General features: G+C 60.8%; 30 protein-coding genes and 1 pseudogene. 5 read left to right on the top strand and 26 right to left on the bottom strand.

Annotated features, from left to right (window positions below; translation table 11 throughout):
- Window positions 1-81 precede the first annotated feature (81 nt).
- The 7 genes and pseudogenes from CUJ84_RS36635 to CUJ84_RS36605 all read right to left on the bottom strand — a co-directional run bounded on the left by CUJ84_RS36635 (window position 82) and on the right by CUJ84_RS36605 (window position 6,096).
- Window positions 82-390: a putative quinol monooxygenase gene (locus CUJ84_RS36635; protein ID WP_105010318.1), complete on the bottom strand. Its 309-nt coding sequence runs from the start codon at window positions 388-390 to the stop codon at window positions 82-84.
- A gap of 145 nt (window positions 391-535) precedes the next feature.
- A complete protein-coding gene (locus CUJ84_RS36630) occupies window positions 536-1,510 on the bottom strand; it encodes an alpha/beta fold hydrolase (RefSeq protein WP_105010317.1) in 975 nt (324 codons plus the stop codon).
- A gap of 135 nt (window positions 1,511-1,645) precedes the next feature.
- Complete coding sequence (locus CUJ84_RS36625; RefSeq protein ID WP_432444943.1) at window positions 1,646-2,401, bottom strand: alpha/beta hydrolase; 756 nt, start codon at window positions 2,399-2,401, stop codon at window positions 1,646-1,648.
- Between the two features lie 171 nt (window positions 2,402-2,572).
- Window positions 2,573-3,370, bottom strand: a complete 798-nt coding sequence (locus CUJ84_RS36620) for a DJ-1/PfpI family protein (protein ID WP_105010503.1) — start codon at window positions 3,368-3,370, stop codon at window positions 2,573-2,575.
- A 285-nt stretch (window positions 3,371-3,655) separates the two neighbouring features.
- Window positions 3,656-3,814: pseudogene (locus CUJ84_RS39140) on the bottom strand (transposase); the annotation flags it as partial.
- Window positions 3,815-3,883: 69 nt separating this feature from the next.
- The gene (locus CUJ84_RS36610; protein WP_105010315.1) at window positions 3,884-4,576 is read right to left on the bottom strand and encodes a GntR family transcriptional regulator; all 693 of its coding nucleotides are present in this window, start codon (window positions 4,574-4,576) and stop codon (window positions 3,884-3,886) included.
- Between the two features lie 158 nt (window positions 4,577-4,734).
- Complete coding sequence (locus tag CUJ84_RS36605) at window positions 4,735-6,096, bottom strand: FAD/NAD(P)-binding protein (protein ID WP_105010314.1); 1,362 nt, start codon at window positions 6,094-6,096, stop codon at window positions 4,735-4,737.
- A 218-nt stretch (window positions 6,097-6,314) separates the two neighbouring features.
- Between CUJ84_RS36605 and tauA the strand changes: the two genes are divergently transcribed.
- Genes tauA through CUJ84_RS36590 form a run of 3 tightly spaced genes read left to right on the top strand, consistent with a single transcriptional unit; the run spans window position 6,315 to window position 9,024 of the window.
- Window positions 6,315-7,328, top strand: coding sequence for a taurine ABC transporter substrate-binding protein (gene tauA, locus CUJ84_RS36600; protein ID WP_105010313.1), 1,014 nt, complete (start codon window positions 6,315-6,317; stop codon window positions 7,326-7,328).
- Window positions 7,329-7,384: 56 nt separating this feature from the next.
- The gene (locus CUJ84_RS36595; protein ID WP_062944783.1) at window positions 7,385-8,173 is read left to right on the top strand and encodes a taurine ABC transporter ATP-binding protein; all 789 of its coding nucleotides are present in this window, start codon (window positions 7,385-7,387) and stop codon (window positions 8,171-8,173) included.
- A complete protein-coding gene (locus CUJ84_RS36590) occupies window positions 8,170-9,024 on the top strand; it encodes an ABC transporter permease subunit (protein WP_105010312.1) in 855 nt (284 codons plus the stop codon). The genes CUJ84_RS36595 and CUJ84_RS36590 overlap by 4 nt, the downstream gene beginning before the upstream one ends.
- 24 nt (window positions 9,025-9,048) lie before the next feature.
- On the opposite strand, the gene CUJ84_RS36585 is transcribed toward CUJ84_RS36590, so the two are convergent.
- The 16 genes from CUJ84_RS36585 to CUJ84_RS36520 all read right to left on the bottom strand — a co-directional run bounded on the left by CUJ84_RS36585 (window position 9,049) and on the right by CUJ84_RS36520 (window position 21,978).
- Complete coding sequence (locus CUJ84_RS36585) at window positions 9,049-9,816, bottom strand: gamma-glutamylcyclotransferase (protein WP_105010311.1); 768 nt, start codon at window positions 9,814-9,816, stop codon at window positions 9,049-9,051.
- Between the two features lie 3 nt (window positions 9,817-9,819).
- Window positions 9,820-10,128, bottom strand: a complete 309-nt coding sequence (locus tag CUJ84_RS36580) for a hypothetical protein (RefSeq protein ID WP_105010310.1) — start codon at window positions 10,126-10,128, stop codon at window positions 9,820-9,822.
- An 11-nt stretch (window positions 10,129-10,139) separates the two neighbouring features.
- A complete protein-coding gene (locus CUJ84_RS36575; protein WP_105010502.1) occupies window positions 10,140-10,721 on the bottom strand; it encodes an RBBP9/YdeN family alpha/beta hydrolase in 582 nt (193 codons plus the stop codon).
- A gap of 70 nt (window positions 10,722-10,791) precedes the next feature.
- Window positions 10,792-10,944 (bottom strand): hypothetical protein, encoded by a 153-nt coding sequence (locus CUJ84_RS38175; protein WP_158687013.1) that lies wholly within the window; start codon window positions 10,942-10,944, stop codon window positions 10,792-10,794.
- Window positions 10,945-10,954: 10 nt separating this feature from the next.
- Entirely contained in the window at window positions 10,955-11,131 is a 177-nt protein-coding gene (locus tag CUJ84_RS38560; protein ID WP_017997704.1) for a hypothetical protein, read from the bottom strand.
- A 135-nt stretch (window positions 11,132-11,266) separates the two neighbouring features.
- Complete coding sequence (locus CUJ84_RS36570) at window positions 11,267-11,464, bottom strand: hypothetical protein (RefSeq protein ID WP_105010309.1); 198 nt, start codon at window positions 11,462-11,464, stop codon at window positions 11,267-11,269.
- Window positions 11,465-11,475: 11 nt separating this feature from the next.
- Window positions 11,476-12,036, bottom strand: a complete 561-nt coding sequence (msuE, locus tag CUJ84_RS36565; RefSeq protein ID WP_105010308.1) for an FMN reductase — start codon at window positions 12,034-12,036, stop codon at window positions 11,476-11,478.
- A 196-nt stretch (window positions 12,037-12,232) separates the two neighbouring features.
- Complete coding sequence (locus CUJ84_RS36560) at window positions 12,233-12,829, bottom strand: 2-hydroxychromene-2-carboxylate isomerase (protein ID WP_105010307.1); 597 nt, start codon at window positions 12,827-12,829, stop codon at window positions 12,233-12,235.
- A 114-nt stretch (window positions 12,830-12,943) separates the two neighbouring features.
- Window positions 12,944-13,981 (bottom strand): LLM class flavin-dependent oxidoreductase, encoded by a 1,038-nt coding sequence (locus CUJ84_RS36555; protein WP_105010306.1) that lies wholly within the window; start codon window positions 13,979-13,981, stop codon window positions 12,944-12,946.
- Window positions 13,982-13,988: 7 nt separating this feature from the next.
- Entirely contained in the window at window positions 13,989-14,924 is a 936-nt protein-coding gene (locus tag CUJ84_RS36550; protein ID WP_105010305.1) for an ABC transporter substrate-binding protein, read from the bottom strand.
- Between the two features lie 66 nt (window positions 14,925-14,990).
- Window positions 14,991-15,935, bottom strand: a complete 945-nt coding sequence (locus CUJ84_RS36545; RefSeq protein ID WP_105010304.1) for an ABC transporter substrate-binding protein — start codon at window positions 15,933-15,935, stop codon at window positions 14,991-14,993.
- A gap of 92 nt (window positions 15,936-16,027) precedes the next feature.
- Window positions 16,028-17,803 carry an amino acid ABC transporter permease/ATP-binding protein gene (locus tag CUJ84_RS39235; protein WP_105010303.1) on the bottom strand — a complete coding sequence of 592 codons (1,776 nt, stop codon included), beginning with the start codon at window positions 17,801-17,803 and terminating at the stop codon, window positions 16,028-16,030.
- Window positions 17,804-17,840: 37 nt separating this feature from the next.
- Window positions 17,841-18,398 carry a GNAT family N-acetyltransferase gene (locus CUJ84_RS36535; protein WP_105010302.1) on the bottom strand — a complete coding sequence of 186 codons (558 nt, stop codon included), beginning with the start codon at window positions 18,396-18,398 and terminating at the stop codon, window positions 17,841-17,843.
- Complete coding sequence (locus CUJ84_RS36530; protein WP_105010301.1) at window positions 18,395-19,594, bottom strand: M20 aminoacylase family protein; 1,200 nt, start codon at window positions 19,592-19,594, stop codon at window positions 18,395-18,397. The genes CUJ84_RS36535 and CUJ84_RS36530 overlap by 4 nt, the downstream gene beginning before the upstream one ends.
- 17 nt (window positions 19,595-19,611) lie before the next feature.
- Entirely contained in the window at window positions 19,612-20,961 is a 1,350-nt protein-coding gene (locus tag CUJ84_RS36525; RefSeq protein WP_105010300.1) for an LLM class flavin-dependent oxidoreductase, read from the bottom strand.
- Between the two features lie 24 nt (window positions 20,962-20,985).
- Complete coding sequence (locus tag CUJ84_RS36520) at window positions 20,986-21,978, bottom strand: LLM class flavin-dependent oxidoreductase (protein ID WP_105010299.1); 993 nt, start codon at window positions 21,976-21,978, stop codon at window positions 20,986-20,988.
- Between the two features lie 221 nt (window positions 21,979-22,199).
- Here CUJ84_RS36520 and CUJ84_RS36515 point away from each other — a divergent pair, with 221 nt between their 5' ends.
- Together CUJ84_RS36515 and CUJ84_RS36510 are read left to right on the top strand one after the other, a co-directional pair.
- Window positions 22,200-22,481, top strand: a complete 282-nt coding sequence (locus CUJ84_RS36515; protein WP_105010298.1) for a type II toxin-antitoxin system Phd/YefM family antitoxin — start codon at window positions 22,200-22,202, stop codon at window positions 22,479-22,481.
- Window positions 22,481-22,807, top strand: a complete 327-nt coding sequence (locus tag CUJ84_RS36510; RefSeq protein WP_027682968.1) for a type II toxin-antitoxin system RelE/ParE family toxin — start codon at window positions 22,481-22,483, stop codon at window positions 22,805-22,807. Before CUJ84_RS36515 ends, CUJ84_RS36510 begins: the two co-directional genes overlap by 1 nt.
- A 29-nt stretch (window positions 22,808-22,836) precedes the next feature.
- Here the strand turns inward: CUJ84_RS36510 and repC are convergent, their stop codons facing one another.
- The 3 genes from repC to repA form a co-directional block, all read right to left on the bottom strand.
- A complete protein-coding gene (repC, locus tag CUJ84_RS36505) occupies window positions 22,837-24,147 on the bottom strand; it encodes a plasmid replication protein RepC (RefSeq protein WP_105010297.1) in 1,311 nt (436 codons plus the stop codon).
- 199 nt (window positions 24,148-24,346) lie between these two features.
- Window positions 24,347-25,336, bottom strand: a complete 990-nt coding sequence (gene repB, locus CUJ84_RS36500) for a plasmid partitioning protein RepB (protein WP_105010296.1) — start codon at window positions 25,334-25,336, stop codon at window positions 24,347-24,349.
- Window positions 25,333-26,550: a plasmid partitioning protein RepA gene (repA, locus tag CUJ84_RS36495; RefSeq protein ID WP_017958286.1), complete on the bottom strand. Its 1,218-nt coding sequence runs from the start codon at window positions 26,548-26,550 to the stop codon at window positions 25,333-25,335. Before repA ends, repB begins: the two co-directional genes overlap by 4 nt.

The following is a 26,550-nucleotide window of genomic DNA, read 5'->3' as shown; positions in this document are numbered from 1 at the left end:
TCGGAGATCGAGCGTGAGATTAAGCATGCGTTTGCCCTGTTACGCCTCTGGAAGGCTCGTCCCGATCTCGCAAATATAGTGTTAAACACGCGCATGCCCGACCTCGATCGGACTCAACACCAACGCGGTGCGGTCTGCTAAGTCACCGATCTGCGCGAGATAGTTCTTATAGTGGTGGGTCTCACGGTGTGCTGCGACGGCTGCGCCATCCACATACAGTTCATCGAGAACATACCGGTCGGGACGAGACTGGTCCTGCCAAATATCCCATCGCAGATTGCCCGGCTCTGCTCGGCAGTCCGTCGCCATTCCGAGAAGCAGTGCCTGCAGCTTCTCTGCCTTGTCTGGCCGAGAGGTAAGGATTGCTGTGATCTTAACGTGCGATGACATGGACTAAGCCTTTCAATCTCCGACATAAGCCAATCAAGGCTGTGGCAGTTGATACCGAGCCCCCAGTTGGCCAGCGTCCAAAGCGAGCGGAAGTGTTGCAGTGTCCGCCTGAAATGAGCGCCGGGGCGTGGCCAATGACTCCCGATTAACGCCTTGCGACTTTTCGATCGAGGAAATCGTGAATGAGCGGCGCCATCTCATCCAGCTTGTCTTCAAGGGCGAAATGGCCTGTGTCGAGGAGGTGCATTTCAGCGTCTGGAAGATCACGCGGGTAAGGATGTGCGCCGTGCTCCGGGAAGATCTTGTCATTCTTACCCCAGACGATCAGCGTCGGCGGCTTGCGTTCGCGGAAGAAGGCCTGGAACTGCGGGTAGAGCGGGACGTTCGTGCCGTAATCGTGGAAGAGATCGAGCTGGATATCCTTGTTGCCCGGCCGGTCGAGCAAGGCCTGATCGTGAACCCAGTTGTCGGGGCTGATGCGGGTGAGGTCCTTGACGCCGTCCGTGTACTGGAACTTGGTGGTCTCGAGGACCACCAGATTGGAGAGCGCCTCGCGCCTCTCTTTCGAATCGTCGGCCCAGTAGGCCTTGATCGGATCCCAGAACTCGCGCAGGCCTTCTTCATAGGCATTGCCGTTCTGGACGATCAACCCGCTCACCCGTTCCGGGTGCTTGAGAGCCAGACGGTAGCCGACCGGTGCGCCGTAATCCATGAGATACATCGCATATTTCTTGGCGCCGAGTTGGGTCATCAGCGTATCGACCATGTCTGCATAGTGGCCGAAGGTGTAGGCGAACTTGGTGTGATCGGGTGCATCACTCTGACCGAAGCCCGGATAGTCGGGTGCGATGACGTGATAGCGATCTGCCAGCAGCGGAATGAGGTTGCGGAACATGTGCGAGGATGTCGGGAAGCCGTGCAGAAGCAGCACGACCGGGCCCTCGGCCGGGCCGGCTTCACGATAGAACATGTCGACGCCATCGATCTTGGTCGAACGATAGAAGACGGTGATTGGCGTCCGGGGACTGGCCGCTGAGTTCTGAGCCGGAGCGGCGAACGCCTCAGGAACCTGCGCCAGGCTGACGGTAGCAAGCACCAGGGAAATGATCAGTCGGTTCATTTTCATCTCCATAATTAGTTGCAGCTGAGCGCGAGGTCGATTCCAATATTTAGAAGGAAATCTCCACGCAGTGAGCCAAGACGGCCGTCTTGCTTCACTCGTCGCGGCACGGCGGCAGTAGTCCGGGCACCATAGCTACTTTGGCCCGGCCGCAGCGCTAGTGATGAAGTCGACGACATCCTTGGGATGCGATAGCATCACCGCATGGCTGCTCTGGATTTCGATAACCTTCGCGCCAGCCCTCGCGGCCATGGAGCGCTGTCGGCTCGGTGGAACCATGCGATCCAGCGCAGTCACCATGAAATAGCTCGGCTTCTGCTTCCAGGCTGGGCTTGTTATCTTGGTCTGAACGGCCTCGAGCCCCCAAGGCACCTGAGCTGCAGTCATAAACCGCGTCGTCGAGATATCGACGTCGGCGGCGAAAGCGGCGGGAAACTTCGCTGGATCGACAAGGATGAAACCGTCGCTCGGCGGTAGCAGCGGAGCCCCTTCTTCGCCTGGCGTCGGCGCAGTCGCCAGATCAAACACCGACTCTCCCGCCGCCGGTGCAAAGGCAGCGATATAGACAAGGCTCCTGACCTTTGCGTCTGCGCCGGCCTCGGTAATTACAGCCCCGCCGTAGGAGTGGCCGACAAGCACTACCGGATGCTTGGCATTCGCGATGACCCTCTTGGTCGCCGCGACATCACCATCCAAGGTGATCGTGGGGTTCTGGACAACCAGGACTTCATATCCGTCCGCTGACAGCATGTTGTAGACAAGCTGCCAGCCGGAGGCGTCGACGAACGCTCCATGCACAAGCGCAATCGAGACTGGCTTCTCCGCGGCGGCGGAGGCGACCGGAGCAAGAGCGATCATGGCAGCGAGTAATCTCCAAATTGACCGTTTCATCAGTGTCTCCATCAATCTCTGAGTTGAGCCGCCTATTCGGCCGCGGCGAGGAGTTTTTCGACTGTCCCGTCGGTGCTCCACCACCATTGGCCATAAAGCGGTAGTTGATGAGCGCGGCGAGATAGCCATCGCCGTCGGGGAGCTTCGAGGCGGCCACGCGCCACTGCCGTGTCACGCTGCAGCGCGCTTCCGGTCCAACGCAGCGATCAGGGCCACGGCAATCGGATGATCCGAACGGGGATTCTGCCCGGTGATCAATTCGCGATCCTCGATCACATAGGGGTCGAAGTCGACGGGCGTGGTGCTCACGATGCCGCCCGCAAGGTTTAGCGCGAGCGGCATGTCGAAATAGATCTTGGCGTGCAGGATGGTGTCCTCGATGACCTTCTCCTCGGTCGCCGAAAAGACCGTCATCTTGTAGCCCGCATATTGCCAGCCCTTGGCCCATTCCTTCGCCTTCTCGGGATCGCCGGCGATCAGCGCCGCGCGGAACTCGCGCGCATAGGGCATTGCCGCAACGGCAGAGATCGGGCCGTGGCATAGCATCGCGGTGGGCTTAGAATGCTCGTGGAAGTGGCGCAGGATCTCGCCGATCTCCTGGTCCTGCATCAGGTCGACGATCGGCGCCTGGCCGCCGGGAATGTGCAGGCCGACATAGCTGTCCAGTCCTTCATCGAGTACCGAGCGCAGGGTGCGCGCCTTCATCGACGGGTCGTTTGCGTAGTAGTCCTTCGCGCGGGCATAAGCCGCCTCGTCTCCGCCGAAATGTGCGGCTGCGTCCGACGCCCGGTCGATCGTCGGCGGTGTTCCGTCCGGCGTCGCAAGCACCACCTCATAGCCGGCTTCGATCAGGGCCATCGCCGGCACGACCGTCTCATTGAGATACTGGCCGGTGACGCCCCAATAACCGCCCTTCGTCTCGATCCGGGTCGCGTTCGACCCAAGAACCACGACTTTTCCCTTACTCATGACTTCCTCCGTGCCTTGCATTACGAGTGCAGCGATGGAGTAAGTCTTATACTTTTCTCCCCTAGATGGGGGTTAGGTGCGGTTAAATCCGGTAAGGTGCTTTTACGGCCCTTGATCCGGTGAAAGTTGTTCTCCGGCACCGGCGGCGTACCAGGGCCGAGACGAGGCGGACCACACCCTTGAGCACGCGTTACACTGCCTCTGCGAGGCGCCAGTGGGCGTCGAGCGGCGCATCGGAGATGCTGGAAGCACCTGAAGTTCGAGGCTCGCGCCGCTTACCGACGCGGGGCTAACGCGCCAGGGACTGTTGGTTCGAGCCTTCCAGAGGACTGCCTCAAGAAAGAGACGGTTGTTGCCGCCGCTGCGACCGGGGTCGGTGTCCTTGCCATGGCAACGGGGAGCTATCTTCTCCCACTGCCTATCCGGCAAATCTGTGCGAATCATCCTCAAACTCTTCAAAAGGAGCTTGAATCATGATGCGTCCATCGGTGAAACCCTGAATCTCAACAGACCCTAGTCGGCAGGCTTCTTCGCCGACAGCACGGCTTCGGCGATCGCGCTCGCGGCGGCGACGTGATCCATCGCCGCCCGGTAAGCCCCCTCGCCGTCGCCGCGGCGGATGGCGTCGACGATCTTCGACATCTGCAGCGGCCCTTCGATGCTGCGCCGCTCCGTCTTGATCGTCATCGAGCGCAGGTGGTTTATGCGCACGGTGAGGAGATTGACGACACCCCAGGCAACGTTCCTGTCAACCATGGTGAACAGCGTATGATAGAAGGAAGAGGTGTTCGTCAGCACAGCCGCCATATCGTTGTCGCGGTAACTGTTGCGGATCCCGGCCAGAGATTCCTCCAGCGCAGCGACGATCTCCGGGCTGCGGCGCTCCGCGCACAGCCGCGCCGCCATGCCTTCCAGCGCGCCACGGATCTCATAGATCTGTTTGGCTTCGTCGATGTCGAGCTGCGCAACGATCGGCCCCTTGTTCGGCAGATTGGCGACAAGCCCTTCCGATTCCAAATGTCTCAGAACCTCGCGCACAACTGTTCGGCTGACGCCGAGCTGGGCGCAGAGGTCACGCTCGACAAGGCGATCTCCGGGACGGAAATATCCGTTGACGATGGCTTCGCGGACCTTGTCTAGCGCCAATTCCCGCAAGGTCTTTGCAGGACGCTCAACTCTAATTGCGTCCTTCAGAGCACCGCTCATTCTCTACCTCAGTGTTGGACTTTGCACGCTCAACTTCCGCCGCGGCAGCCGAATGCAAGAATCGTATTATGGCGTACCAGATACTGTAGCTGTCGGCCGCCGGCAATTCAACAAGCGCTGTGCCGACCTATAGCGCCGCGCGTCCTTTCAGACGGGAGCTAGCCTCTTGAAACAATCTCCTCGACCACGGCCTTGGCCTGCACCCGTATATCCGGAACGGCGGTGATCTCCCAGAATTGTCCCGCCGTCAGGGCGCCGACCGCAAACAGTCGGGCAGGTGATATCCGGGACGGGGCTATCACCTCGGAAGCGGCATCCACCTGGATTCCGAGGCCAAGAGGATCGGGGACGATCAACTCAAAGCGGCTCATTTCCTTCAAAAGCGGTGAATGACTGATCCCGGCCCGCTCCATTCCCGTGCAGTTGACGAGCCAGTCCGTCCGGATCTCGGCGATCTCGCGCGTCGCTCTGACCCTGTGGCTGGCAGCGAGCCGCCCCTCCTCGGCCCCGAGCGATTTCAGGAAGCCCGCGTGGAAACGAACGGTTCCGTCTAAGACCAGCTTCTCAAACCTGTCGAACACGTCGGGCGCGACCCGGTGACGATGGATGTTCCACCAGGGAAGCGCATGCCTGAGGAATCGTGCCCGCTCCTTGGTCGAAAGCCGTTGCCAGAGAGCCTGCGTTGCCGGCCTCAGACCGTCCATCACGGCTCGCCAGTCGGCAACCGTCCTGCTCTTTCCCCGCAGGGTCTTCAATATGCCGCTGATCGTATCCGGAAACGTGTGAACGTCGATCGGCAGAGGCGCCGGCGGCTTCAACGCGTGTCCGAGCGGTGCGAGACCGCGCCGCGAAAGCACATCGATCTTGCCGCTGTGGCCATGGGCGCGAAGCGCGAGAACCTGATCGATCATCGTCAGGCCGGATCCGAGGATACACACCGCATCGGATGGTGCAACGCGCCTCAGCCACGAAAGCCGCCACGGGTTCTCGATGATCCGCGATCGCAGCGATGATGGGACTCCGTCCGGAGCGACCGGCAGGGTCGCGTTCCCGACCCCGAGGCAGAGCACCACGTTCTTCCCGGCAATCTCGTCACCATTGCCGAGATGGAAGGCCAGCGTGCTGCTGTAACGTTCCACGCATCCCGCCGCCTTGGCCTTGATGAAATCGACCCGGCAACGGCCATCCCGCTTTCGAAGCAGCCGTGCAAGCGTATCGCGGACATAAAGACCGTAATCGCTGCGCGAGGCGAAATCGCCTGCCTCCAGCTGGCGGCCATGGCTTTTCAGCCAGTCGACAAAGTCGTCGGGTTGATGAGGCAGCAGGCTCATGCGGCCGGCGGGAACATTGAGGCGATGGAGATAGAGCTCCGTCCGGTACGCCGTCCCGCGGCCGAAGCCAGGATCGTCGCCGACGACGGCGACCTTCGCCGAAGCGGGAAGCTGCTCAATGAGATTGCAGGTAACCGCGATCGCTGAAAAACCGGAACCGACCACGATAACATCATATATCAAATGCATTCTCCCTGAAGCTCAGAACGTCATCGAGACATTTCGTCATTCAAGTTCCGTATCGCTCGCCGGTCCTTGCGGATCGCACGAGCGGCAGAATCACGAAAACAATTATCTCTATAGTCTATAAATATAGTTTGTTATTTCTCCCGCTAGCCCCCTCCCAACCATTACGCTTTTAAGGGTGAGATCAAGGGCCCAGCCGGCCCTGAACAAAGGGGCTCAAGATGAATTTCAGAAATTTGGTTGCCGCAATCGCCGTCGGCGTCGGCACTCTTGCAACGGCTGTTGTCGCTGAAGCGGCGGACAAGAAGGTCGTCGTCGCCTATCAAACCGATGCCTTGCCGTCTTCCGTGGCGATCGCCAATGGCGAATTCGCCAAGGAAACGGGATACGACATCGACTTCCGCAGGTTTAACTCGGGCGCCGAAATCTTTGCGGCCATTGCATCCGGCGATGTCCAGGTGGGCTATGTCGGCTCCAGCCCGTTTGCGGCTGCGGTATCACGCGGGCTCGAGGTCAAGGCCTTTTACCTCGCCTCCATCTCGGGCATCGACGAGGCTCTCGTCGTCCGCAACGGTTCCGGCATCGAAAGCCTGAATGATCTGAAGGGCAAGAAGCTTGCTGCTGCGCCAGTGTCGACGGACCACTATCAGCTCCTGGCGCTCATCAAATCGCTGGGCCTGACCGAAAAAGACGTTCAGGTCTTCGCCATCCCCCAGCCCGAAATCGTCGCCAGCTATAACCGCGGCGATATCGATGGCGGCTTCGTCTGGGATCCGGCACTCACCGAACTGAAAAAGAACGGGAAGGTTCTGGTGACCTCCAAAGAGGTGGCAGACAAGGGTGCGCCGACATTCTCGGCATGGGTCGCGACCTCGACGTTTGCCGCCGACAACCCGGCATTTCTGAAGGGCTTCGCTTCGGTCATCAACAAATACTACGCATCCTTCGCATCGGACAAATCCGCCTGGGGTCCCGACAGCGACAACGCCAAGTCGCTTGCCAAGCTTCTCGGCGGAACAGCCGACCAGCAGGCGTCGGCCCTGAAGAACCTCACGCTGCTGACGCCTGAGGTTCAGGCATCGGATGCCTGGCTTGGCGGCGGCGAAAAGGCGGGTGCCGGCAAGATCCTCAAGGACACGGCATCGTTCCTGAAGGAACAGGGCAAGGTTTCCGACGTGCTGGCGAATTACGGCGCCTTCGTCACCGCAGACGCGCTCACCGGCGTCAGCAACTGATCCTCCCCAGCGCCGGCGCGGCTTGCCGCGCCGGCGTCGAACCTGCGAGCGGCAACATGCTTAAAGTCGATCACGCCAGCGTTTTCTTCGCAGCCCGCGACGGGCGGACCGTTCACGCGCTCGATCGCGTTTCCTTCGATATTCCCGAACGGGGCTTCGTCGTCGCACTCGGGGCGTCAGGATGCGGCAAATCAACCCTCCTCAACGCGATTGCCGGTTTCCTTCCGCTTTCGGATGGCCGGATCACGCTCGATGGCCGCGCGGTCGAACGACCCGGCGCGGACCGTGGCGTCGTTTTTCAGAAAGACTCGCTGCTACCCTGGAAATCCGTTGTCGACAATGTTGCGCTCGGTTTGAAATTCGCCGGGGTCAAGCGCAAGGAGCGCGAGGCGCGCGCCCTGGAGCTGCTCCGGCTCGTCGGCCTCGATGAATTCGCCGGCGCTTTTCCCTATGAATTGTCGGGCGGCATGCGGCAGCGTGTCGGCATCGCACGGGCTCTGGCGACAAATCCCGACATCCTGCTGATGGACGAGCCGTTCGGCGCGCTCGACAGCCTGACGCGCGAGCAGATGCAAGAACTGCTGGTTTCCATCTGGGATAAAACGGCAAAAAAGGTCTTCTTCATCACGCACTCGATCGAAGAGGCCTTGTTCCTGGGCACGCAGGTCCTGGTCATGTCACCTCGACCGGGACGCGTCGTGGCACGCTTCGATCTGGATTTCGTTCGCCGCTTCGCAGAGACCGGCGACGCCCGATCGATCAAGGCGTCGCCGCAATTTGCCGAGCTGCGCGAGGAGATCCGCGCCATTCTCCATAGCACCGAAGACCTCAGGAGCGCCGCATGAGCGACATAGTGCAGGCCCCGCCGATTGCGGCGGGTAGAGAGGACCGCCAGGTCAAGCTCGTAAAGATGGCAAGCTTCGGCGCCGGCGAGAAATCGACGGTGGCCATCAGTGTTGCAACGGCGCTGGCCATACTGCTGCTGTGGTGGCTGGTATCGGCGCTCGGTGTCGTTCCACACTTGTTTCTGCCGCGTCCGGACGAGGTGCTGACACAGATCGGCGCCATTTATCGCGACGGTTACGCCGGAGCGTCGCTGTCCGAACATGTTTTTGCGAGCCTGTTCCGCATAGTGGTCGCCGCCCTCATCGCCGTCTCGGCCGGCATTCCGCTCGGATTGCTCATGGGCCTGAACCGCTGGGCAAAAGGGGTGCTCGACGCGCCGATCGAGTTCTACTGGCCGCTTCCGCCGCTCTCCTACCTGCCGCTGATGATCATCTGGCTCGGTATCGGCGAGACGTCGAAGATCACGCTGCTGGTGCTTGCGATGTTCGCACCGATCTGCCTTTCAGCCCAGGCCGGCGTCCGTTCGCTGCCGATCGAGCGCGTCAATGCCGCGCGTTCGCTGGGCGCGAGCCGGCTGCAGCTCTTTCTGGACATCGTCCTGCCGTCCGCCCTGCCGGAGATCCTTACCGGCATCCGGATTGCACTCGGTGTCGGCTGGGGCACGCTGGTTGCGGCTGAATTGATCGCGTCCACGCGCGGGATCGGTTTCATGATCATGTCGGCTTCACAGTTCCTGGCGACCGACGTCGTCTTCGTCGGCATCGGCATCATCGCGATCTGCGCGTTCACCTTCTCGGCCGCCATCCGGTTTCTGGAGGCGTTCCTCGTGCCCTGGAAGGGCAAGCTCTGACCAGATGGCGGCAAGGGGCCTTATTCAATGGCTTCCTGCCGCCGCGTTCAGCCCGTGTATGGCGACAAGCTCGGCTGCAACCAGCTTCTGAAGCCGCCATAAATTGCGGTCCCGGATGCCGCGTTCCTCCAGATGCTTCACCGTCAGATACAGATATTCGGCGCAGGAGCCCATGTGTCCGCAGGCTCTCGCAAGCACCTGCGCCACCGTCTCCAGCGGCAATTTGCGGGAAACGCGCTCGCCCTTCGGGCCAGCCCAAAAGACCAGCGCGCGCACCAGCCCATGTGCGGTCGCGACCGGGATCCAGCGAACCGTCGCAGCGTCTTCGATGGAGCCGACTTCACGGCGGATCAACCGCCGAATCTGGCCAAGGCGGTCATCATCGGCAAGCCTGAAGACGACGCCGTTGCAACGTCCACCGCGGTCAAGTGCCATCATCAGTCCCGGCTGGGACTGCGTTCCCCGCCAGCGGGTCATCTGCAGGCAAAAGGAGCGATGCCACCCTCTTGTTGAGCCATGCTGCGATTCGACGGCGTCGAAGTCCGGCTTCCATATCAATGATCCATAGGCGAAGATCCAAAGCGGGGCGCCGGTAGACTCGTGGAAAAGCCGGTTGGCGAGCATCTCCACCTCCGCTTCGGTCAGCGGTTTTCGGTGTGGATCGGGGCCGACATCGATCGCGGGGCGAAGGCTCAACGATACGAGCTCGTCCGTCAGAGCCATTGTTGATCCGGTCAGCAAAAATTTGCTTCCCCGGACCGCAGACTGTTTATGCTCCCGAATATCCGTCATGCGTCAGTGCACCGTAAATCTGGCCGCATCGGCTTGGCGCCGCTGCAGGCTGCGTATCAGCATCGCGGCCTCCCTGACGATTGCCGAAAACGTCGCATCATCGGCCTCTGCGATCCTTCCCGTCATCTCGCGGATGATCGTCGTCAGATGAATGATGGAATGGCGATGCTGCGGATCTTCCGATCCTATTTCGGTATCGGCCATGGCGAGCAGCGTCTGTACCAGCCGCTCCATGGTTTGGCGGCGCCTGGTCCTCGGGTCGGCATTCGGATCTTCGCTAAGGCGCAGCAGGTCGGCGACAATGTCGGACATTGCGATTCCACTCACATTGCAAAAGCCGGCGGTATGGAAACGACATGCCTTCGACCGCGCGTTTGCGTCTTCAAACCCTCCAGCAATCGGTAGCCGTTGCGCCAGCGGCCAAAGCCGCTGGCGACATTGATGTGCCCGGCAAGGCCGATATTCCTGGTTTCGGCGTTCCACAGGCGGCCGAACAGGGCCAACCGATCGACCGTCATGTAGGCATCGTTCATGCTGCCGACGACGATGCTCGGAAAAGGCAAAGGCGCCGTCGGCATAGCACCAAACGAGATATGCCCGGGATGCAGGTTTTCCGTGGCCGGCAAATCGCATGGAGCAACGAGTAATGCTCCTTTGACGCGCCGCGCTGCACTTCGCCCGGCCAAGCGGGCGGCAAGCAGGCATCCGAGACTATGGGCAACCAGATAGGCCTCGCCGGCCTCTTCAAGCGCGCCTTCCAATCGCAGCAGCCAGTTGTCAAGGTTCGGATAATCCCAGTCGTCCTGAGCGACGCAACGACTGCCCGGCTGATCCTGCAGCCAGTGCTGTTGCCAATGCCCCTCTCCCGAGCCGAAAAGTCCGGGAAGAATAAGTACATCGATCATCTGACGGCATCCTCTCTGAAGCTGCACGCCGGTCTCTTTCCCGATCGGGGCAAACATCGGACATCACTCATCAGATCCACCCGATCACCAGGGCGAACAGGAATGTAAAGGAGCTGACGATCGTGCAGATTCCGGCCGCATGCCTGAAATGCGACATGACGCTGCCTTCCGCTCTTCTCGCACCGTGCCGACGCAGGCCAGTCTCAACGACAATCGCCATCACGCCGTTCTCCTCAATACCAAAGGCCGGGCATGGTGCCCCAATAATGGAGTTCGTATTCGCGCGCGGACCGGTCACGCTCGTCGTCCCGCGCGAACAATCCGTTTACAGGCTCCCGTGCAGCGGGCGGCTTCAGGCCGAGGAACCGGCCGATCGAAAGCTTCAGCCAGAACTGAAAATCAAGCTTCATGCAAACCTCCTGTCAGGAACCGGTATTCTTCGGCTAGAGCATTTCCGTTTTTCTTCGAATCACGGAAGTGCTCTATCTCTTTGTTTTCATGCAATTCCGGACGCAAAACCGCTGCGCACTTTTGCTGGAATTGCTCTACGAAATCAGCGAATGACGTTGTGCATTGGCGAGAAGAACGTGAAGCGACGCCGTCGGTCCGTAGAGCATCAGCAGGCGGTTCTCCTCGCGTTTGGCGAGACGATAGCGTCGGGCGAATTCGAAGACGCTCCACAATTGCTCGTTTGGCCCCGGCCTTTCCGCATCGGTGATCGTTGCTTCCTGAGATCGAGCCATGGTGACGATCCTTACTCGGCTGCCGCCAGGGCCGGGTTTGCGCCCGGAAAGAAGGCCGCCAATTCGCCGATCACTTCGTTGATGCGGGCCAAAAGCGCATCGGATGAAACCGCATAGTCTGTGAAATCGCGGTCGGACGCATAAACGGCGGTCGGCAAGGTATGGGCCATGAAAAACCCAAACAGCGGCCGAAGCTGATGCTCGACCATCAACGCATGCCGGTCACCGCCGCCGGTCGCCGTGATGATGATCGGCTTGCCCCGAAGTTCGTGGGGGTCGATCAGGTCGATGAGGTGCTTGAAATGGCCGGGATAAGAGCCCTTGTAGGTTGGCGAGCCGATGATCAGGGCATCGGCCTGCACGATCTCGTCAACGACATGCTTGGCCTGCGCGTCGAGATCCTTGCGCCACAAGGCGCTGCCCAGCGACGGACCGACATCATGCAGATCATAGCTCTTGCTCGTAAATCCGTAGCGAATGCTCGCACGTTCGGAGACGTGCCGCACGAGTGCCAAAGTCTTCGATGGACGGTTGAAGCTGCCAGCGATGCCGACGAGTTTGAAACCTGACATGGTTTTTCCTCTCTTTGCGTTGCCTCAACTATTGTCTACAAAATTGATAGATTAAAGGAACGTGCATCTCTCCTTCTTCGCCTGGTTGAAAAAAACGTTCACCGCCGCTTCGTGACGTATAAGTTGCATGTCGATCGTCATCGACATCTGCGACCTCGGACACTGCAATTCATTGCGACCGAATTGCTTTCCAAACCTAAGGCTTGTCGCCGTGAAGATGGCGTTCGAGGAAGGGCAAATTGTCCTGTCCCCAATAGATCTCGCCCTCAAAGACATAGGTGGGAAAGCCGAAGACGCCGCTGTCGCGCGCATGCACGCGGTCTGCCGACCATTTGTTCTGGACATCGTCGTCGGCTTGTCGTCTGAGGAGTGCTGCGCCATCGAAACCCGCTGATGTCACGATCGCCTCGCGCACGTCGGGCTTGCCGATATCCCTCACCTCGCTCCAAAAGGCATGCTGCAGGGCGCGGGCAACGCCGATCCAATCCTGTCCGTCGAGATAGGCCGCAATCACGAAGAGGGACGCCGGCGTCGGATCACTCAAATCAGGGCGATGTTCGAGCCGCAGTTCCTTGCCGCGTACGCGCGCCCACCGCTTGAGGTCCCGCGTCCAGTAGGCGCGCCGGATCTCCGGGCGGTTGCGCGAAAAGATACCACCATTTTCCTCGACCACCGTCGTCAGATAGGGCGTGATGACGACGTCGTTCTTCGCCGCAAGTTCGGCGAAGGCGTCGAAGCCGATGTAGGACCAGGGCGAGCCGATCGAAAAGAAGTATTCTACCGATTTGGTCACTGATGCATGTTCCCTGCGAGGTGATTGTTCTGGCGTCGAATGGGCTTACAGCGCCGCGTCTTTTCAGACGCGCAAAGGACGCTGTAACACTTTGAATTGCTGCTCGATGGTGCTTCAGGAAGCGGCCCGAATGTCGGATGGCGCTTTCCATCCGAGCTCCGGTGCGATTGTTGTCACGAAGTCGTGGAGAATCTGGCGATATTCCTCGTGCTCGAACTCGTAAGGGAGCTCCAGCCTCAACTCGCCGACCTCGGGCAGGATCGGATCGGCAAAAAGGTCCTCCAATATCTCGTCCGATGTGCCGACGACATCACGGGCGAACAGGGTGCGCCGCTCGCCCTGCGGTGAAAGGGTTCGCTCGTGGCGGCCATCGGCATAGTCTCGATACCGGCGCCGCGTTGCGGCATCGGCGCTATCGAAAGGCACGATGACGCGGCCCAGCGCGACCCGGCGCTGCGTGCCGGCGGCGCGATAGGTTTCGATCAGCCGCGATTGTGCGGTGAAGAAATCATCGGTCCCCTCGCCGGTTATCACATTGCCGGTCAACAGGTTGAAGCCATTGCGGCCGGCCCATTCGGCCGAGCGCTGCGACCCTCCGCCATACCAGATCCGGTCGATCAAGCCCTTGGCATAAGGCTGCAGCCGCGGCCGCTGCGGGCCGAAGGGCGTCTTGATCAAGGTCTGCTCGTCGCCGAGATAAGTGCCGCGCAGATTGTCGGCAAAGCGCCGCACGCGATCATGCGAGAAATCGTAACCCGTCCAGTCGCCGTCGAAGACGAGCGGAGCGATCAGCTCGGCATGCAGCGGCCGGCCGGCGCTGACGCCGATGTTCAGCCGCCCGCGCGACAGAACATCGACGGTGGCGAGGTCTTCGGCCAGCCGGTAAGGGCTCTCATAACCGATCGGAATGACCGCGGTTCCAAGCTCGATCCGGCTGGTGCGCTGCGTCGCCGCCGCCAGGAAGGCGCTCGCGGAAGAGATACCCGGCTCCAGGTGCCGCTGGCGGACCCAGGCACTGTCGAAGCCCAGATCTTCGCCATATTGCAGCTGCTCAAGCGTCTGCTCCAATCCCGACAACGGATCGCCGTCGGGATAATTGCCGGGGGTGAGGAAGCCGATATGGCTGATGGATATGTTGCCCACTCGTGCCATCCGATGATCAGTATTTCGGCAGGCCGGGCGGGTTGGTCTCGGATGCCGGCAAGGCTTCCTCGGAGAGATGCCAGTGGTCGAGGATTTTTGCGTAGGTGCCATCCTTGATCAGGCCGTTGGTGGCGACAGTCAGCGCATCGGCCAGCCCGCTCCCCTTGCGGGTGGTGATCGCGACATCCGAGCGATCCGGCCAGCCGGCGCTCAGCGTGCCCACGCGCTTGATGTTCTTGTCGCGCGCGGCGATGAAGACGAGCTGTGCATGCGGCTGGACGATGACATCGGCCCGGCCGGACCGCAGCGCGAGAAGGCTTGCCGCCTCGTCGTCGTAATATTGCAGCTCGATCGGCTTCAGGCCCGCGGCAACATCTTCCTCGCTCCACTTCACCAAGATGCGCTCCTGGTTGGTGCCGGCCCCGACAATGATCCTGAGGCCGGCCGCATCCTTGGGCTCCTTGATCGAGGTGACAGGACTGTCGGATTTCACGAAGAAACCGTGCAGGCCCTGGCGATAGGTGGAGAAATCGAACTTTTCCTTGCGCTGCTCGGTGACCCCGACATTGGAGATGACGGCATCATACTTGCCCGAGACGAGGCCGAGCGGCCAGTCGATCCAGGCGACAGGCACGATCTCCAGCGTCAGCCCGAGGCTGTCGGCGATGGCATAGGCATAATCGGGATCTGCCCCGACCACGGTCTTGGCGTCGGTGGCATAGGTGGCAAGCGGCGGGCCGCCGGGGCTGACGGCGATGGTGAATTTGCCTGACGTGACGAACTTGAAATCCTTCGGGATCGCAGCGATAGCCGCATCGTTCCTGGCGGCGTGAAGCCGGCCCGGCTGCTCTGGGCTGAGGTCGAAATCCTCGGCTGCATGGGTTGCGCCAAAGGAAAGGGCCGACGCCATGGCGGCGATCAGCAGGGTCCGGAATGCCGGAAGGACAATCATCGTCTTTAATCTCCAAACTGTCAGGCAGGGTAGCCGGCGGCAATGCCGCCGGCCTATAGGAACTGATCAGGAACCGCTCTTTGGCAGGCCTGGCGGGTTGGTCTGGGCCTTGTCGATCGCCTCAGGACCGAGGTTCCACGTATCGAGAATCTTCCGATAGGCGCCGCTCGCGATCAGGTCATTGACGACATCGGTCAAGGGAGCAGCCAGACCGCTGCCCTTGCGCGTGGTGACGGCAATTTCTGCCGTGATCGGCCAACCGCCGCTGACAGTGCCGACAAGCTTGGTCTTGCCGTTTATCCCCGCCGAATAGGCCTGCGTCGCGTTCACGCTGAAGACGGTGTCTGCTCTGCCGGACTGAACGGCGAGATCCTTGACTGCGTCGTCGTCATAATATTGCACCTCAATCGGCTTCAGGCCGGCGGCGACGTTCTCACGATCCCATTCCAGCAGGATCTTCTCCTGGTTGGTGCCCGCATCGGTGATCACCTTCAGGCCGGCAATATCCTTCGGCTGCTTGATCGAGGTGATCGGGCTGTCGGCCTTGACGTAGAAGCCAAGCTCATCCTTGCGATACGTCGAAAAGTCGAATTTCTCCTTGCGCTCTTCGGTGACGGTCACGTTGGAGATCACCGCGTCAAACTTTCCGGAGGTCAGCCCCAGCGGCCAATCGGCCCAGGCAACGGAAACGAGTTCAAGTTTCAGACCCAGGCTGTCGGCGATGGCCTGCGCCAGATCGACGTCATAACCGATGACGGTCCTGGAATCGGAGGCATAATCATGCAGCGGCAGATTGCCGCTCGAGCTGATGCCGACGGTGAAGACACCGTTTTCGACGAACTTGAAGTCCTTGACTTCGGCAATGCGCTTCTCGTTCTTTTCCACCCGCAGCCGGTTCGGCTGCTCGGGGCTGAGATCGAACTTCTGCTGCGCCTGCGCTGAACCGAAACCGATCGCGGCCATGGTGACGGCTCCCGCTATCAGTAGTCTTGCCCTATCTGTAAATGTCATGCCCCTTCTCCATTTCATCTTTAGGTTGTGGTTATTGTAATTCGGCCGGAACAGCCCGTCGCGGCCCGGCATTTCGCCAGCGCTATCAGGCGCTAGAGAACCTTGGCGAGGAATTCCCGCGTACGGGGATGTTCCGCTTGTGCGAAGATGCGGGCCGGCGGGCCAGCCTCCAGGATGCGGCCGCTGTCCATGAAGACGACCGTGTCGGCGACTTCGCGGGCAAAACCGACCTCATGGGTGACGATGACGAGCGTCGTGCCGGTGCGGGCAAGTTCCTTGATGACGTCGAGCACTTCGCCGACGAGCTCGGGATCAAGCGCCGAGGTCGGCTCGTCGAAGAGCAGCACCTTCGGGCGGAGCGCCAGTGCGCGGGCGATCGCGACACGCTGCTGCTGGCCGCCGGAAAGCTGGCGCGGATAGGCATTGATCTTGTCGCTGAGGCCGATGCGTGCCAGCAGCTCCTGCGCCAGCTGCACCGCCTCCTCGCGGCCGATGCCGCGAACCTGGATCGGTGCCTCGACGAGGTTTTCGAGCACGGTCAGATGTGGGAAGAGATTGAAGCTCTGGAAGACCATGCCGATATCGGCGCGGCGTTTGAGGATATCCTTCTCCTTGAGCTCGTAGAGCGTGTCGCCCTTCCTGCTGTAGCCGACGAAATCGCCGTCGACCGAGATGAAACCCTCATCGACACGCTCCAGATGGTTGATGGCGCGCAGAAGCGTCGACTTGCCGGAGCCGGACGGACCGAGGATGGCGGTCACGCTGCCGGCGGGAAGGCTGAGCTCGACATCATCGAGCACCTTCAGCGAGCCGAAGCTTTTGGAAATGCCGTGAATGCGCACCGCGCCGCCTGCGGCCCGCAGCGTTGCCGCATCCTGGAAACCGATCTTGCGCACGGTGTCGGTCGCCGTATCGAGGACAGGCAGCGGACGGCGGAAACGCTCGAAAAATGCCTGGAAGGGCAATGGCGTCGGGTTGCGCACGGCACCCTTGGAGAAGTAGCGCTCGATATAGCGCTGAGCGATCGACAGCACCGTCATGATGATCAGATACCAGACGGTCGCGACCATTAGCAGCGGAATGACTTCGAGATTGCGGCGGTAAATCACCTGGACCGTATAGAAGAGCTCCGGTAGCGCCAGCACGTAGACCATGGAGGTGCTCTTGGCCAGTCCGATGAGTTCGTTGAAGCCGGTCGGCAGGATCGAGCGCATGGCCTGCGGCAGCACGATGCGGAAGGCCTGGCGACGGCGTGGCAGACCGAGTGCGGCGGCGGCCTCCAGCTGTCCGTGATCCACCGAGAGAATACCGCCGCGCACGATCTCGGCGAAGAAGGCCGACTGGTTGAGCGTCAGGCCGAGAAAGGCGGCGGCAAAGGGCGTCAGCAACTGCACTGTGGGATAGTGGAGGAAAACGGTATCGGTGAAGGGAATGCCAATCTTGATCGTCTCGTAGAGATAGCCGAGATTGTTCAGGATCAGCAGCAGCACGATGACCGGAATCGAGCGCAGCAGCCAGATATAGCCCCAGGAAAGACCGGAGAGCAGCGGCGACTTGGAAACGCGGGCGAGCGCCAGAGCCGTTCCGAGGATGGAACCGGATATGGCGGCAAGCACGGTCAAAAGCAGCGTCCTGCCGAGACCGACGAGCACTGGTTCGGCAAAGAACCATTCAGCAAAGACGCCCCAACCCCAGCGCGGATTGGTGAAGATGGAATAGAGCACGGCGACGATGACGAGCGCGGCAAAGATCGTGCCTGCCAGGCGGCCGGGATGGCGCGCCGGCACGATGCGGTAACGGGAATGATCCTTCGACCCTGCCGTCCTGCTGCCGGGATCGATGCCGGCGAAATCCGTCGTCAGTGCCATTGTGCTTCCCTTTTATGATTGTCGGTCTTTGCCGTTTTCAGAAATTTGCACCGGCCACGCGCAGGCGCGGTTCGGCATCTTCGTGAGCAGGCTCAGCGAGATGGGTAATGTCCTTCTCGAAGGGCAGGCTCTTGTAGATCTCGGGATCGGCTGAGGTGTCGAAGAGAGCGCTGTAGCCGTAGTTCAGATAGAGGCCGACGGCTTCGGGCTGGCGAAAGCCGGTCGTCAGGTAGATGCGGGAATAGCCTTGGCGGGCGGCCTGGGTCTCCAGTTCCACCAGCACCTTGCGGGCAAGGCCCTGCCGGCGCAGATCAGAGCGCGTCCAGATGCGTTTGAACTCGGCCGTGCGTTCGTCATAGTTCTTGAAGGCGCCGCCGCCGATGGTTTCGCCATCACGGATCAACAGGAGAAAATTGCCGTCAGGCGGCGCAAAGGCTTCAGGAGGATAGCGGTTTAGCTCGGCCGCAGCGCCTTCGGCATTGAAATGGTTGCCGTAGCGGCTGTCATATTCGTAGATCAATTCATCGATCAGCGGTTTGGTGCGCGGGTCGAGAGGGCTGGTATAGAGAAACGTATCGCTCATATCGTTCATCACCCGTTGTCATCAGTGAGGAAGGTTTCGGCGAGCCGCACCCAGTAGCGGGCGGCCGGCGCGATGATCGCGTCGTTGAAATTATAGTGGGCGCTGTGGAGAGGAGCGCTGTCGCCATTCCCGACGAAGAGGTAGCTCCCGGGATTTGCCTGCAGCATGAAGGCAAAATCCTCGCTCGCGGTTCTCGGCCGGAAATCCTTCTCGATCGCCGCAGGGCCGAGTGCGTCATCGGCGACGTCGCGGGCAAAGGCCGTCTCCGCCGCATGGTTGATCAGTGCCGGAAAGCCGAGGCGGTAATTCACATCCGCCTCGGCGCCGAAGCTTTCGGCCTGGGCGCGGGCAAGTGCCGGAATGCGCTCTCGCAACAGCTGGCGGACCGTCTCGTTATAGGCCCGCATGGTCAGCTGCATCTCGACGCTTTCCGGGATGACGTTCGAGGCGGAGCCGGCATGGATCGAGCCGACGGTGACGACCGCCATCTCCTGCGGATCGACATTGCGCGAGACGACGCTCTGCAGCGCGGTGATGAAGGAGGCCGAAGCGAGCACCGGATCGACGGTCCGGTGCGGTTCGGCGCCATGGCCGCCCTTGCCGATGATCTTGATGATCGCCTTGTCGACCGAAGCCATGGCCGGGCCGGCGACGAAGCCAAATTGGCCCGTCGGCACACCCGGCCAATTGTGCAGCCCGAAGACCGCATCGACAGGAAAACGTTCGAACAGGCCTTCCGAGATCATCTTGCGGGCGCCAGCGCCGATTTCCTCGGCCGGCTGGAAGATCAGCCGCAACGTGCCGCTGAAATTGCCGCTTTCGGCGAGATAACGGGCAGCGGCGAGCAGGATCGACGTATGTCCGTCATGGCCGCAGGCATGCATGACGCCAGGATTGCTGCTGGCATAGGCAAGCCCGGTTGCCTCCTCGATCGGCAGCGCGTCCATGTCGGCGCGGATGCCGATCTGCTTCTTGCCTTCGCCGCGCGCGAGGGTGGCGACGATGCCGGTGCCGGCAATGCCCGTCGCCACCTCATAGCCCCAGGAGGAAAGGTGGAATGCCACAAGCTTGCTGGTTCTGAGCTCCTGAAACGCGAGCTCAGGATATTGATGCAGGTCGTGGCGAAGCGCGATGATCTCATCGAGATAGGCGGCGATGCCCTTGTCGACCGGATCGTTGCTGCGTGGGTTCTGAGCGATGATGTTCATGACGGTTCGTCGGCGCTTCAGGCACCGACAGCCTTTCCGCGTTCGACCTGATCGGCGCCCGCCGTATAGCGGCTTTCGCGGAAGGGCAGACCCAGATGGTCGCGCAGCGTCTCGCCCTTCAGAACCGGGTCGAAATAGCCGCGCTCCGTGAGGATCGGCAGAACGTATGTGGAGAAATCATCGAAGCCCTCGGCGATGACAGGGAAACCGAGGATGAAGCCGTCGGCGGCGCCATGGTCCACCCATCGGATGATTTCGTCGGCGATATGCTTGGCCGTGCCGATGAAGGCCGTGCGCGCCGTTGCGGAATCAAGCGCGACCTGGCGGAGCGTCAAGCCCTTCTCCCGCGCCGTCTTCTTGATGCGGTCGGTGGTGGCGCGGAAATTGTTCCTGCCGATATCGCCGAGTTCGGGGAACGGCTCGTCGAGCGGATAGACGCTGAAATCATGATGATCGAAGAAGCGGCCGAGATAGAGCAGTGCCTCCTCTGTCGTGACGAGGTTGCGGATCGCCTGATACTTGGCTTCCGCCTCTTCCTGCGTCGCTCCGACGATCGGTCCGATACCAGGATAGATACCGACTTCCGAGGCACTGCGGCCATGGGCGATCACGCTGTCTTTGAGCTGTCGGTAGAAGGCCTGCGCCTCCTCGAACGGCCCGCCATTGGTGAAGACCGCGTCGGCATGTTTGCCGGCGAGCCTGATGCCGGAATCCGAGGCGCCAGCCTGGAAAACGACGGGTTGGCCCTGCTTGGAACGGCCGATATTGAGCGGTCCCTCAACGCGGAAGAAGCGGCCCTTGTGGTTGAGGCGATGCATCTTTGTCTTGTCGACAAAGACGCCGGTCTCACGATTGCGGACGAAGGCGTCGTCGTCCCAGGAATCCCACAGGCCTTTGATCGCATCGATATAATCCTCGGCGATCTCGTAGCGCAGTTCGTGCTCGGGATGTTCGCGGCTGTAATTGCGGCCGGAACCCTCGAGCGGCGAGGTCACTGCATTCCACCCTGCCCTGCCGCCGCTGATGAGATCGATCGAGGCGAACTGGCGGGCGATGGTGAAGGGATCGCTGTAGGAGGTCGAAACCGTGCCGACGAGGCCGATTTTCGAGGTCGAGGCGGCGAGCGCCGAGAGAATGGCGATCGGCTCGAACCGATTGAGGAAATGCGGAATGGACTGCTCGTTGATATAGAGCCCGTCGGCAACGAAGGCGAAAGCGATGCCGGCCGCCTCAGCCTTGCGCGCCGTCTTGACGAAGAAGTCGAAATTGACGCTGGCATCGGCCGGTCCGCTTGGATGCTTCCACGCATTCATGTGACCGCCGGGACCCTGCAACATGATGCCGAACGTGACGTGTTTTTGAGCCATGGGATCAATCCTCCTTGGAAACGGTCAGGCGACGAGGGAAAGCCGCTCCTTGGCGAGCAGCTCGATGGAAGCCAGGCGCTCGGCAACCGAAAGCGCCGGCGTGTCCAGCACGAACTCCTTGACCCCATAGCGGCGGTGAAGTTCGTCCAGCTCCTTGCGGATCTGTTCCGCCGTGCCATGCAGCACGCTCGGCACCTTTTCCTCGATGCGGTAATCGGTGACGCCGGCCTGGCGGGCAAATTCGGCCGCCTGCTCCTCGCTGCCGACATTGACGGTCTGGCCGTTTGGCAGGAACACCTTGACGATGCGCAGCTTGCCGACGCGCTCGCGGGCATAATCCTCGCTTTCGGCGGCGAAGGCTGCGAGCGCCAGGATCGGACGCTTGCCGCCGGACGCCCGCTCATAGGCCTCGAAGGTCCTGCGCAGATTGTCCGGATCGCCGTTCAAATGACCGGCGAAAACAAGTTCCCAGCCCTTCTCGGCAGCGAGCTCGGCGCTTTCGACGCTGGCGCCCAGCAGGAAACGCTCAGGCGCAGTCGGCGGGAAAGGCGTCGCCTGCGCCCCGTCGTAATTCGGGTCGGCGGCGAGATAGATGTTGAGATCGGAAAGCTGGCTCGCGAAATCCGGCTTCCTGGCCGGATCGACGGCAAGCTGCAGGGCGCGCGTCGAGAGCGGAAATCCGCCCGGCGCCTTGCCGACACCGAGATCGACGCGGCCGGGCGCAAGCGATGCCAGAAGATTGAAGGTCTCGGCAACCTTATAGGCGCTGTAGTGCTGCAGCATGACGCCGCCGGAGCCGATGCGGATCCTCGAGGTCCTGGCGAGAAGATAGGCGATCAGCGCCTCCGGCGCGGAGCTCGCCAGATTGGAAATATTATGATGCTCGGCGACCCAGAAACGGTGATAACCGAGTTCCTCGGCCCGGGCGGCAATCTTTACCGTCGCTCGCAGTGCATCCGCGGCCGTTAGACCCTGTTCGATCGGGCTTTTGTCGAGAAGACTGAGGAGGTAGGTCATGGCACCACGATCCGATCCTTGGTTGCAAAGTTTAGTCTATAAAATCAGTAGACAAACTTCATTATAAGAAATGGCATTCTCTTTCGAACACGCAGAGTGAAAAAAACCGGCCGCACTCAAGATGGAAAATCGGATGCCGGGAATGTGTGTCGCCGGCATCGAAAGGCTACTTTCAATCGACCACTTTGTGGTCTATATTCTGGTCGAAATGGAGTAACCGCATGAAGCTGTCAGAACAGGTCAAGCCGATCAGCTATCTCAAGGCGCACGCGCCGGAGATCATCCGGACACTGAAGGATAACCCGCAGCCGGTCGTCATCACGCTTCACGGCGAGGCGAAAGCCATCCTTCAGGACGTCGGCCAATACGAAGAAACACAGGAGACGCTGGCGCTCCTGAAGGTGCTGGCGCTCACCAACCGGCAGGTCGAGGAGGGCAAACTGCGCCCGGCTGCGGAATCCTTCGCGCACATCCGCAAACGTCTGGCGGACAGCCGATCCTGATGCCATATCGTGTTCTTTTCGCTGAGGATGCGGAACGCGACATCGAGGATCTCTATCGCTTCATCGCTAGCCGCGACGGCGCCGAGACGGCAGAGCGCATCCTGACGGAAATCGAGAGTGCCTGCGCCGAGCTTGAAGAATTCCCCGCCCGCGGAAATATTCCGAAGGAGTTGGCGGGGATCGGAATTTCCGAATATCGCGAACTGCATCATAAGCCGTGGCGCATGATCTATCGGATCCTGGGCACGGATGTCGTCGTCTACTGCGTCGTAGACGGACGTCGCGACATGCAGAGTTTTCTCGAGCGAAGGCTTATCCGCGCTTAGCCACACCCTGCCCACACGAAGGTTGAACACTATCCAACTTTCCGCCCGGCCGGCGCATTTGCCCGCAGGAGCGCCATCAGCATCGGGCCGATCGCGAATTCGCCCTTTTCGCTTCGCCGCGTTAGCCCACGAAGATAGCCACCGGCCGAATTGATGTGGCCGCCGCGCTCCAGGATGCATGCCATCACCGTCGCGGCGTTTTCCGGACCCATCACATTGGCCGCCTCTTCGTAGGCCGACGGACTGACGCCCAGCATCGATCGAACGATGACGGCTGCGGCCATCAGATCGCGCCAGTTGCGGATCACGCCATCCGGCCCATAGGCAAAAATTTCCGGGCAGGCCTGCAGAACCAGGCCGAGTGGGAAGGATTTCAGTCCGCCACCGTCATTGCGGACCTCCGGCCGTCGACTTTGCTCTTCCTCCTTCTTCTGCCCGCTTGGATGGGCGGCTTCACCCCTCCCCTTCTCCGGCGTCACGGCCCCTCGGTCGTTGTCTTGCTCAGCTATCGCGCCCTGCTTCGTGTCGAAGCTTGGTTCAACTTCAATGATGGATTCGGGGTTTGAATTCTGTATGTGACGCTCGATATAATCGGCATTGCCGCACTGTTTTGTTGATTTAACCCGAATTTCCAGCTGGTTAAGAATATCTGTGCGCAGGGCCGTCAATTCATCCAGCAGCAGTTCAAGGTGCGCTGTCGTCGGCGATCGCGGCAGGCCTTCGATCAGGTCCCTGAATTCACGGTATAGGCCTTGCCAATCCCCAGGGATCTCTTCTTCAACAGCCGCTTCGATCAGTTTTGCAATGTCACGGCGGCAAAGGGTGATGCGTTCACGCAGACGCTGGACATGCAGCCGCTCAGCCATCACCGCGGCGGCGAGCTGTTCGATCTCCTCGGCACGCGCAAGCAGCGGCGCCAGCGAGAAGCCAAACGCTTCGTCGACCTCCCCTGCCCTGTCCCTGCGGACGTAACGCTTGCCGTTGGGGCTATCCTTGCGCACCAGAAGACCTGCCTCGACGAGCGCGGCGAGATGACGCCGCACAGTCTGTTCGGCCATGCCATGCGTTCTGAGCGAAAGCTGGATATTCGACGGGAAGACGATCAAACCGTTTCCCTGGGCCAGCTCATTCTTCGGATAAAAGCTCAAAAGAGCGTTGAGCACGGCAAGCGCCCGATCGCCGATGCCGAGCAGCGGCTTTGCTTCGCACAGCGCGCGAAACAATTTCCACTTATCGACCGACTGATCCGGCTTGATCTCCCCGGCCATGACCTGGCTTGCGAGCATGCCAAGCGTCATCGACCGCCGCCCGAAGGGCGTCGTCACACTTCCGGTTTCCATATCTTCCACCTCAACGAGGCAAAAGAAATCCGCTCACCAAAACGGCGCCAAAAACTCTTGACAGCGATTCTCGGAAGTGCGATTCTCGGAGGTGTTCAAGACTACGAGGAAAGCTTCCGTGACGGTGACGTTCGGGGGCTTTTTTCTTTTGCGCGTTATCTCCTATCCGGATTGTCAGCTGACAACCGGTCTAACTGCCTCATTTTCCCACATTTTCCTCTTCGAACTCGGCGGCGAGGCCTACCAACCGCTGAGTCAGGAATTCCGAAAACGCCGCCGATTTGACGGTGATGCGAAAGGTTTTGCCGGAGCGGGCCACCAAAGCAAGCGGCGCGCCGCCTTGGGTCCGGAGCGTCTGCTCGGCCCGCTGCGGCGCACTCTTCTCCTCCACCGCCTTCCAGATGACGTCGAAGCGGCTGTTGGTCTCCAACATCGCGAAACCAGCGGCACTGATGGTAGCCTGCGCTTTTTTCTGCCCGCCCGTCTCCCTGAATTTCTCGGCAAACGCCAGCCAACGTGGACGGCCGACCTTGGGGGCCGGCCCGATGGCAAGAATGATCTCGGGGTCGATCGTCTGAGCCACCTGCAGCAGCCTTGACGTTTCCGGCTTGTCTGTCGCCAGCGCCTTTGCAATCATGTCGCGGCTGAAGCCATGTTCATCCATGCGGCGTGCAAACAGTGCCCGCTCAATAAAACTCAAGTCGACGCGGAGGCCATTTTCCTGACCCTGTGCGAGGATCAGCTCTTCATCTGTGAGCTTTCGCACGACGGCCTTAACAGGAATCCCGATCTCCGCTGCCGCTCGCAGCCGCCTGTGGCCATAGGCGGCCTGGTAGTGCCCGGCCCTTGCCGGGTCCGGCCGCACCAGAATTGGAACCTGCTGTCCGCTTTCCTGGATGGACTGCTTCAATCGCTCGAACTCGGCATCCTTGTCGACCGGGATACGGTCGCGGATGAAGGACATTTCGATGGCAGCCGGATCGATCTCCAGCACCTTGTCACCGGACGCCAGCGATTCGCGCAGTGCCTTGGCGGCGGCTGCTTCCTCTCCCAGCCGTCCAAGCGACAGGTTCATCGCCTTGACCGCTCCCGATGGCCGATGCGGCTGTTGCACGCTTGGCACCTCCGGCCGTGTCGGCTCGACGGCACCGACCATGCTCTTCAGGATGTCGCGTCCTTTTGGGCTCATGTCCTGCTCCATGCACTGCGAATGAGTTGCTCGACCTCGGCATTGACGCTGTCGACGGATTCCACCCCGCGGTCATAGGTCTGGCGATGCATCGTCTCGCGTCCCGCCTCGTAGATTGTCTGCTTCGACAGGCCCGCATCCGAGACCGCTGTCGACTTGACCATCATCGATGTCAGCACGCGCTCGCCGAACAGACTGCGCAGGAAGGCGACGATCTGCGCCTGCGGTCCATCATTGGCCTCATAGCGGGTGATCAGATAGCGCATCCAGTCATAATCGAGATTGCCGCCTGCCTGCTTGACGACGGCCAGCAGGTCGGAGGTCATCGTCAGGAACTGGTTCATCGACGCCACATCGAGCATCTGCGGATGGACGGTGATGAGGACGGAGGTGGCAGCGCAGAGAGCAGACAGTGTCAGGAAGCCGAGCGTCGGCGGGCAATCGATAATGACGACATCGTAGCTCTGCTCCAGCGAATGCAGCGCATTGCCGACCCGCATGAAGAACATGTCCTTGTCGTCGCGGTTGGTGTCGGCAAGCGCCTTTGGAGTGTCGTGCTCGAACTCGTGCAGTTCGAGATTGCCGGGAATGAGATCGAGCCCCGGAAAATAGGTCTGGCGGACGATGTCGGCTACATCGCGTCGCGTTTCGTCATATTTGATGGCACCGTAAAGCGTCTCGTTTTCGCCGACGTCGAATTCCGGCTGATATCCGAGCATCGCCGACATCGAGGCCTGCGGATCAAGGTCGACGGCGAGCACACGGTAGCCGCGAAGAGCCAGGAACTGCGCCAGGTGGATGGATGTCGTCGTTTTGCCGGAGCCACCTTTGAAATTGGTGACGGCGATCACCTGGAGATGGTCGCCCGGCCGGCGCATCGGCAGATAGGATGGTTTGGTGCGCCCGAGATGGTGGCGCATTGCATGGATTTCCTCAAGCGAGAACACCCGTCGCCCGGCCGCCGTCTTTTCCGGATTGATGCTTTCCACCTGGGCGGCGAGGTGGCGAACATAGCTGTCGGTAACGCCGAGCAGCTTGGCAGTCTCGGTGCTGCTGAACCGCCGTAGTGATTTGCGGGCATCGGGCGAAAACAACCGCTCGAACAGCACCTGCAATTGGCTGCTGAGCATCGTCGAGTCCTGCGCGATCGTCTCGTCGATCGAAACTCGACTCGCTCTCTTGGCTTTCTCAACAATCGCGGCCTTGGTCGGCAT

The sequence above is a fragment of the Rhizobium leguminosarum genome (genome assembly GCF_002953715.1).
In the GTDB taxonomy this organism is placed as follows: domain Bacteria; phylum Pseudomonadota; class Alphaproteobacteria; order Rhizobiales; family Rhizobiaceae; genus Rhizobium; species Rhizobium leguminosarum_V.
The sequence above is the reverse complement of the archived record's forward strand: the minus strand, read 5'-3'. Positions and strand labels throughout refer to the sequence as shown.

Coding starts and splice junctions, on each gene's coding strand:
- CUJ84_RS36635 (WP_105010318.1), bottom strand. CDS start 390: ATGTCATCGCACGTTAAGATCACAGCAATCCTTACCTCTCGGCCAGAC.
- CUJ84_RS36630 (WP_105010317.1), bottom strand. CDS start 1,510: ATGAACCGACTGATCATTTCCCTGGTGCTTGCTACCGTCAGCCTGGCG.
- CUJ84_RS36625 (WP_432444943.1), bottom strand. CDS start 2,401: ATGAAACGGTCAATTTGGAGATTACTCGCTGCCATGATCGCTCTTGCT.
- CUJ84_RS36620 (WP_105010503.1), bottom strand. CDS start 3,370: ATGAGTAAGGGAAAAGTCGTGGTTCTTGGGTCGAACGCGACCCGGATC.
- CUJ84_RS36610 (WP_105010315.1), bottom strand. CDS start 4,576: ATGAGCGGTGCTCTGAAGGACGCAATTAGAGTTGAGCGTCCTGCAAAG.
- CUJ84_RS36605 (WP_105010314.1), bottom strand. CDS start 6,096: ATGCATTTGATATATGATGTTATCGTGGTCGGTTCCGGTTTTTCAGCG.
- tauA (WP_105010313.1), top strand. CDS start 6,315: ATGAATTTCAGAAATTTGGTTGCCGCAATCGCCGTCGGCGTCGGCACT.
- CUJ84_RS36595 (WP_062944783.1), top strand. CDS start 7,385: ATGCTTAAAGTCGATCACGCCAGCGTTTTCTTCGCAGCCCGCGACGGG.
- CUJ84_RS36590 (WP_105010312.1), top strand. CDS start 8,170: ATGAGCGACATAGTGCAGGCCCCGCCGATTGCGGCGGGTAGAGAGGAC.
- CUJ84_RS36585 (WP_105010311.1), bottom strand. CDS start 9,816: ATGACGGATATTCGGGAGCATAAACAGTCTGCGGTCCGGGGAAGCAAA.
- CUJ84_RS36580 (WP_105010310.1), bottom strand. CDS start 10,128: ATGTCCGACATTGTCGCCGACCTGCTGCGCCTTAGCGAAGATCCGAAT.
- CUJ84_RS36575 (WP_105010502.1), bottom strand. CDS start 10,721: ATGATCGATGTACTTATTCTTCCCGGACTTTTCGGCTCGGGAGAGGGG.
- CUJ84_RS38560 (WP_017997704.1), bottom strand. CDS start 11,131: ATGAAGCTTGATTTTCAGTTCTGGCTGAAGCTTTCGATCGGCCGGTTC.
- CUJ84_RS36570 (WP_105010309.1), bottom strand. CDS start 11,464: ATGGCTCGATCTCAGGAAGCAACGATCACCGATGCGGAAAGGCCGGGG.
- msuE (WP_105010308.1), bottom strand. CDS start 12,036: ATGTCAGGTTTCAAACTCGTCGGCATCGCTGGCAGCTTCAACCGTCCA.
- CUJ84_RS36555 (WP_105010306.1), bottom strand. CDS start 13,981: ATGGCACGAGTGGGCAACATATCCATCAGCCATATCGGCTTCCTCACC.
- CUJ84_RS36550 (WP_105010305.1), bottom strand. CDS start 14,924: ATGATTGTCCTTCCGGCATTCCGGACCCTGCTGATCGCCGCCATGGCG.
- CUJ84_RS36545 (WP_105010304.1), bottom strand. CDS start 15,935: ATGACATTTACAGATAGGGCAAGACTACTGATAGCGGGAGCCGTCACC.
- CUJ84_RS39235 (WP_105010303.1), bottom strand. CDS start 17,803: ATGGCACTGACGACGGATTTCGCCGGCATCGATCCCGGCAGCAGGACG.
- CUJ84_RS36530 (WP_105010301.1), bottom strand. CDS start 19,594: ATGAACATCATCGCTCAGAACCCACGCAGCAACGATCCGGTCGACAAG.
- CUJ84_RS36525 (WP_105010300.1), bottom strand. CDS start 20,961: ATGGCTCAAAAACACGTCACGTTCGGCATCATGTTGCAGGGTCCCGGC.
- CUJ84_RS36520 (WP_105010299.1), bottom strand. CDS start 21,978: ATGACCTACCTCCTCAGTCTTCTCGACAAAAGCCCGATCGAACAGGGT.
- CUJ84_RS36515 (WP_105010298.1), top strand. CDS start 22,200: ATGAAGCTGTCAGAACAGGTCAAGCCGATCAGCTATCTCAAGGCGCAC.
- CUJ84_RS36510 (WP_027682968.1), top strand. CDS start 22,481: ATGCCATATCGTGTTCTTTTCGCTGAGGATGCGGAACGCGACATCGAG.
- repC (WP_105010297.1), bottom strand. CDS start 24,147: ATGGAAACCGGAAGTGTGACGACGCCCTTCGGGCGGCGGTCGATGACG.
- repB (WP_105010296.1), bottom strand. CDS start 25,336: ATGAGCCCAAAAGGACGCGACATCCTGAAGAGCATGGTCGGTGCCGTC.
- repA (WP_017958286.1), bottom strand. CDS start 26,550: ATGCCGACCAAGGCCGCGATTGTTGAGAAAGCCAAGAGAGCGAGTCGA.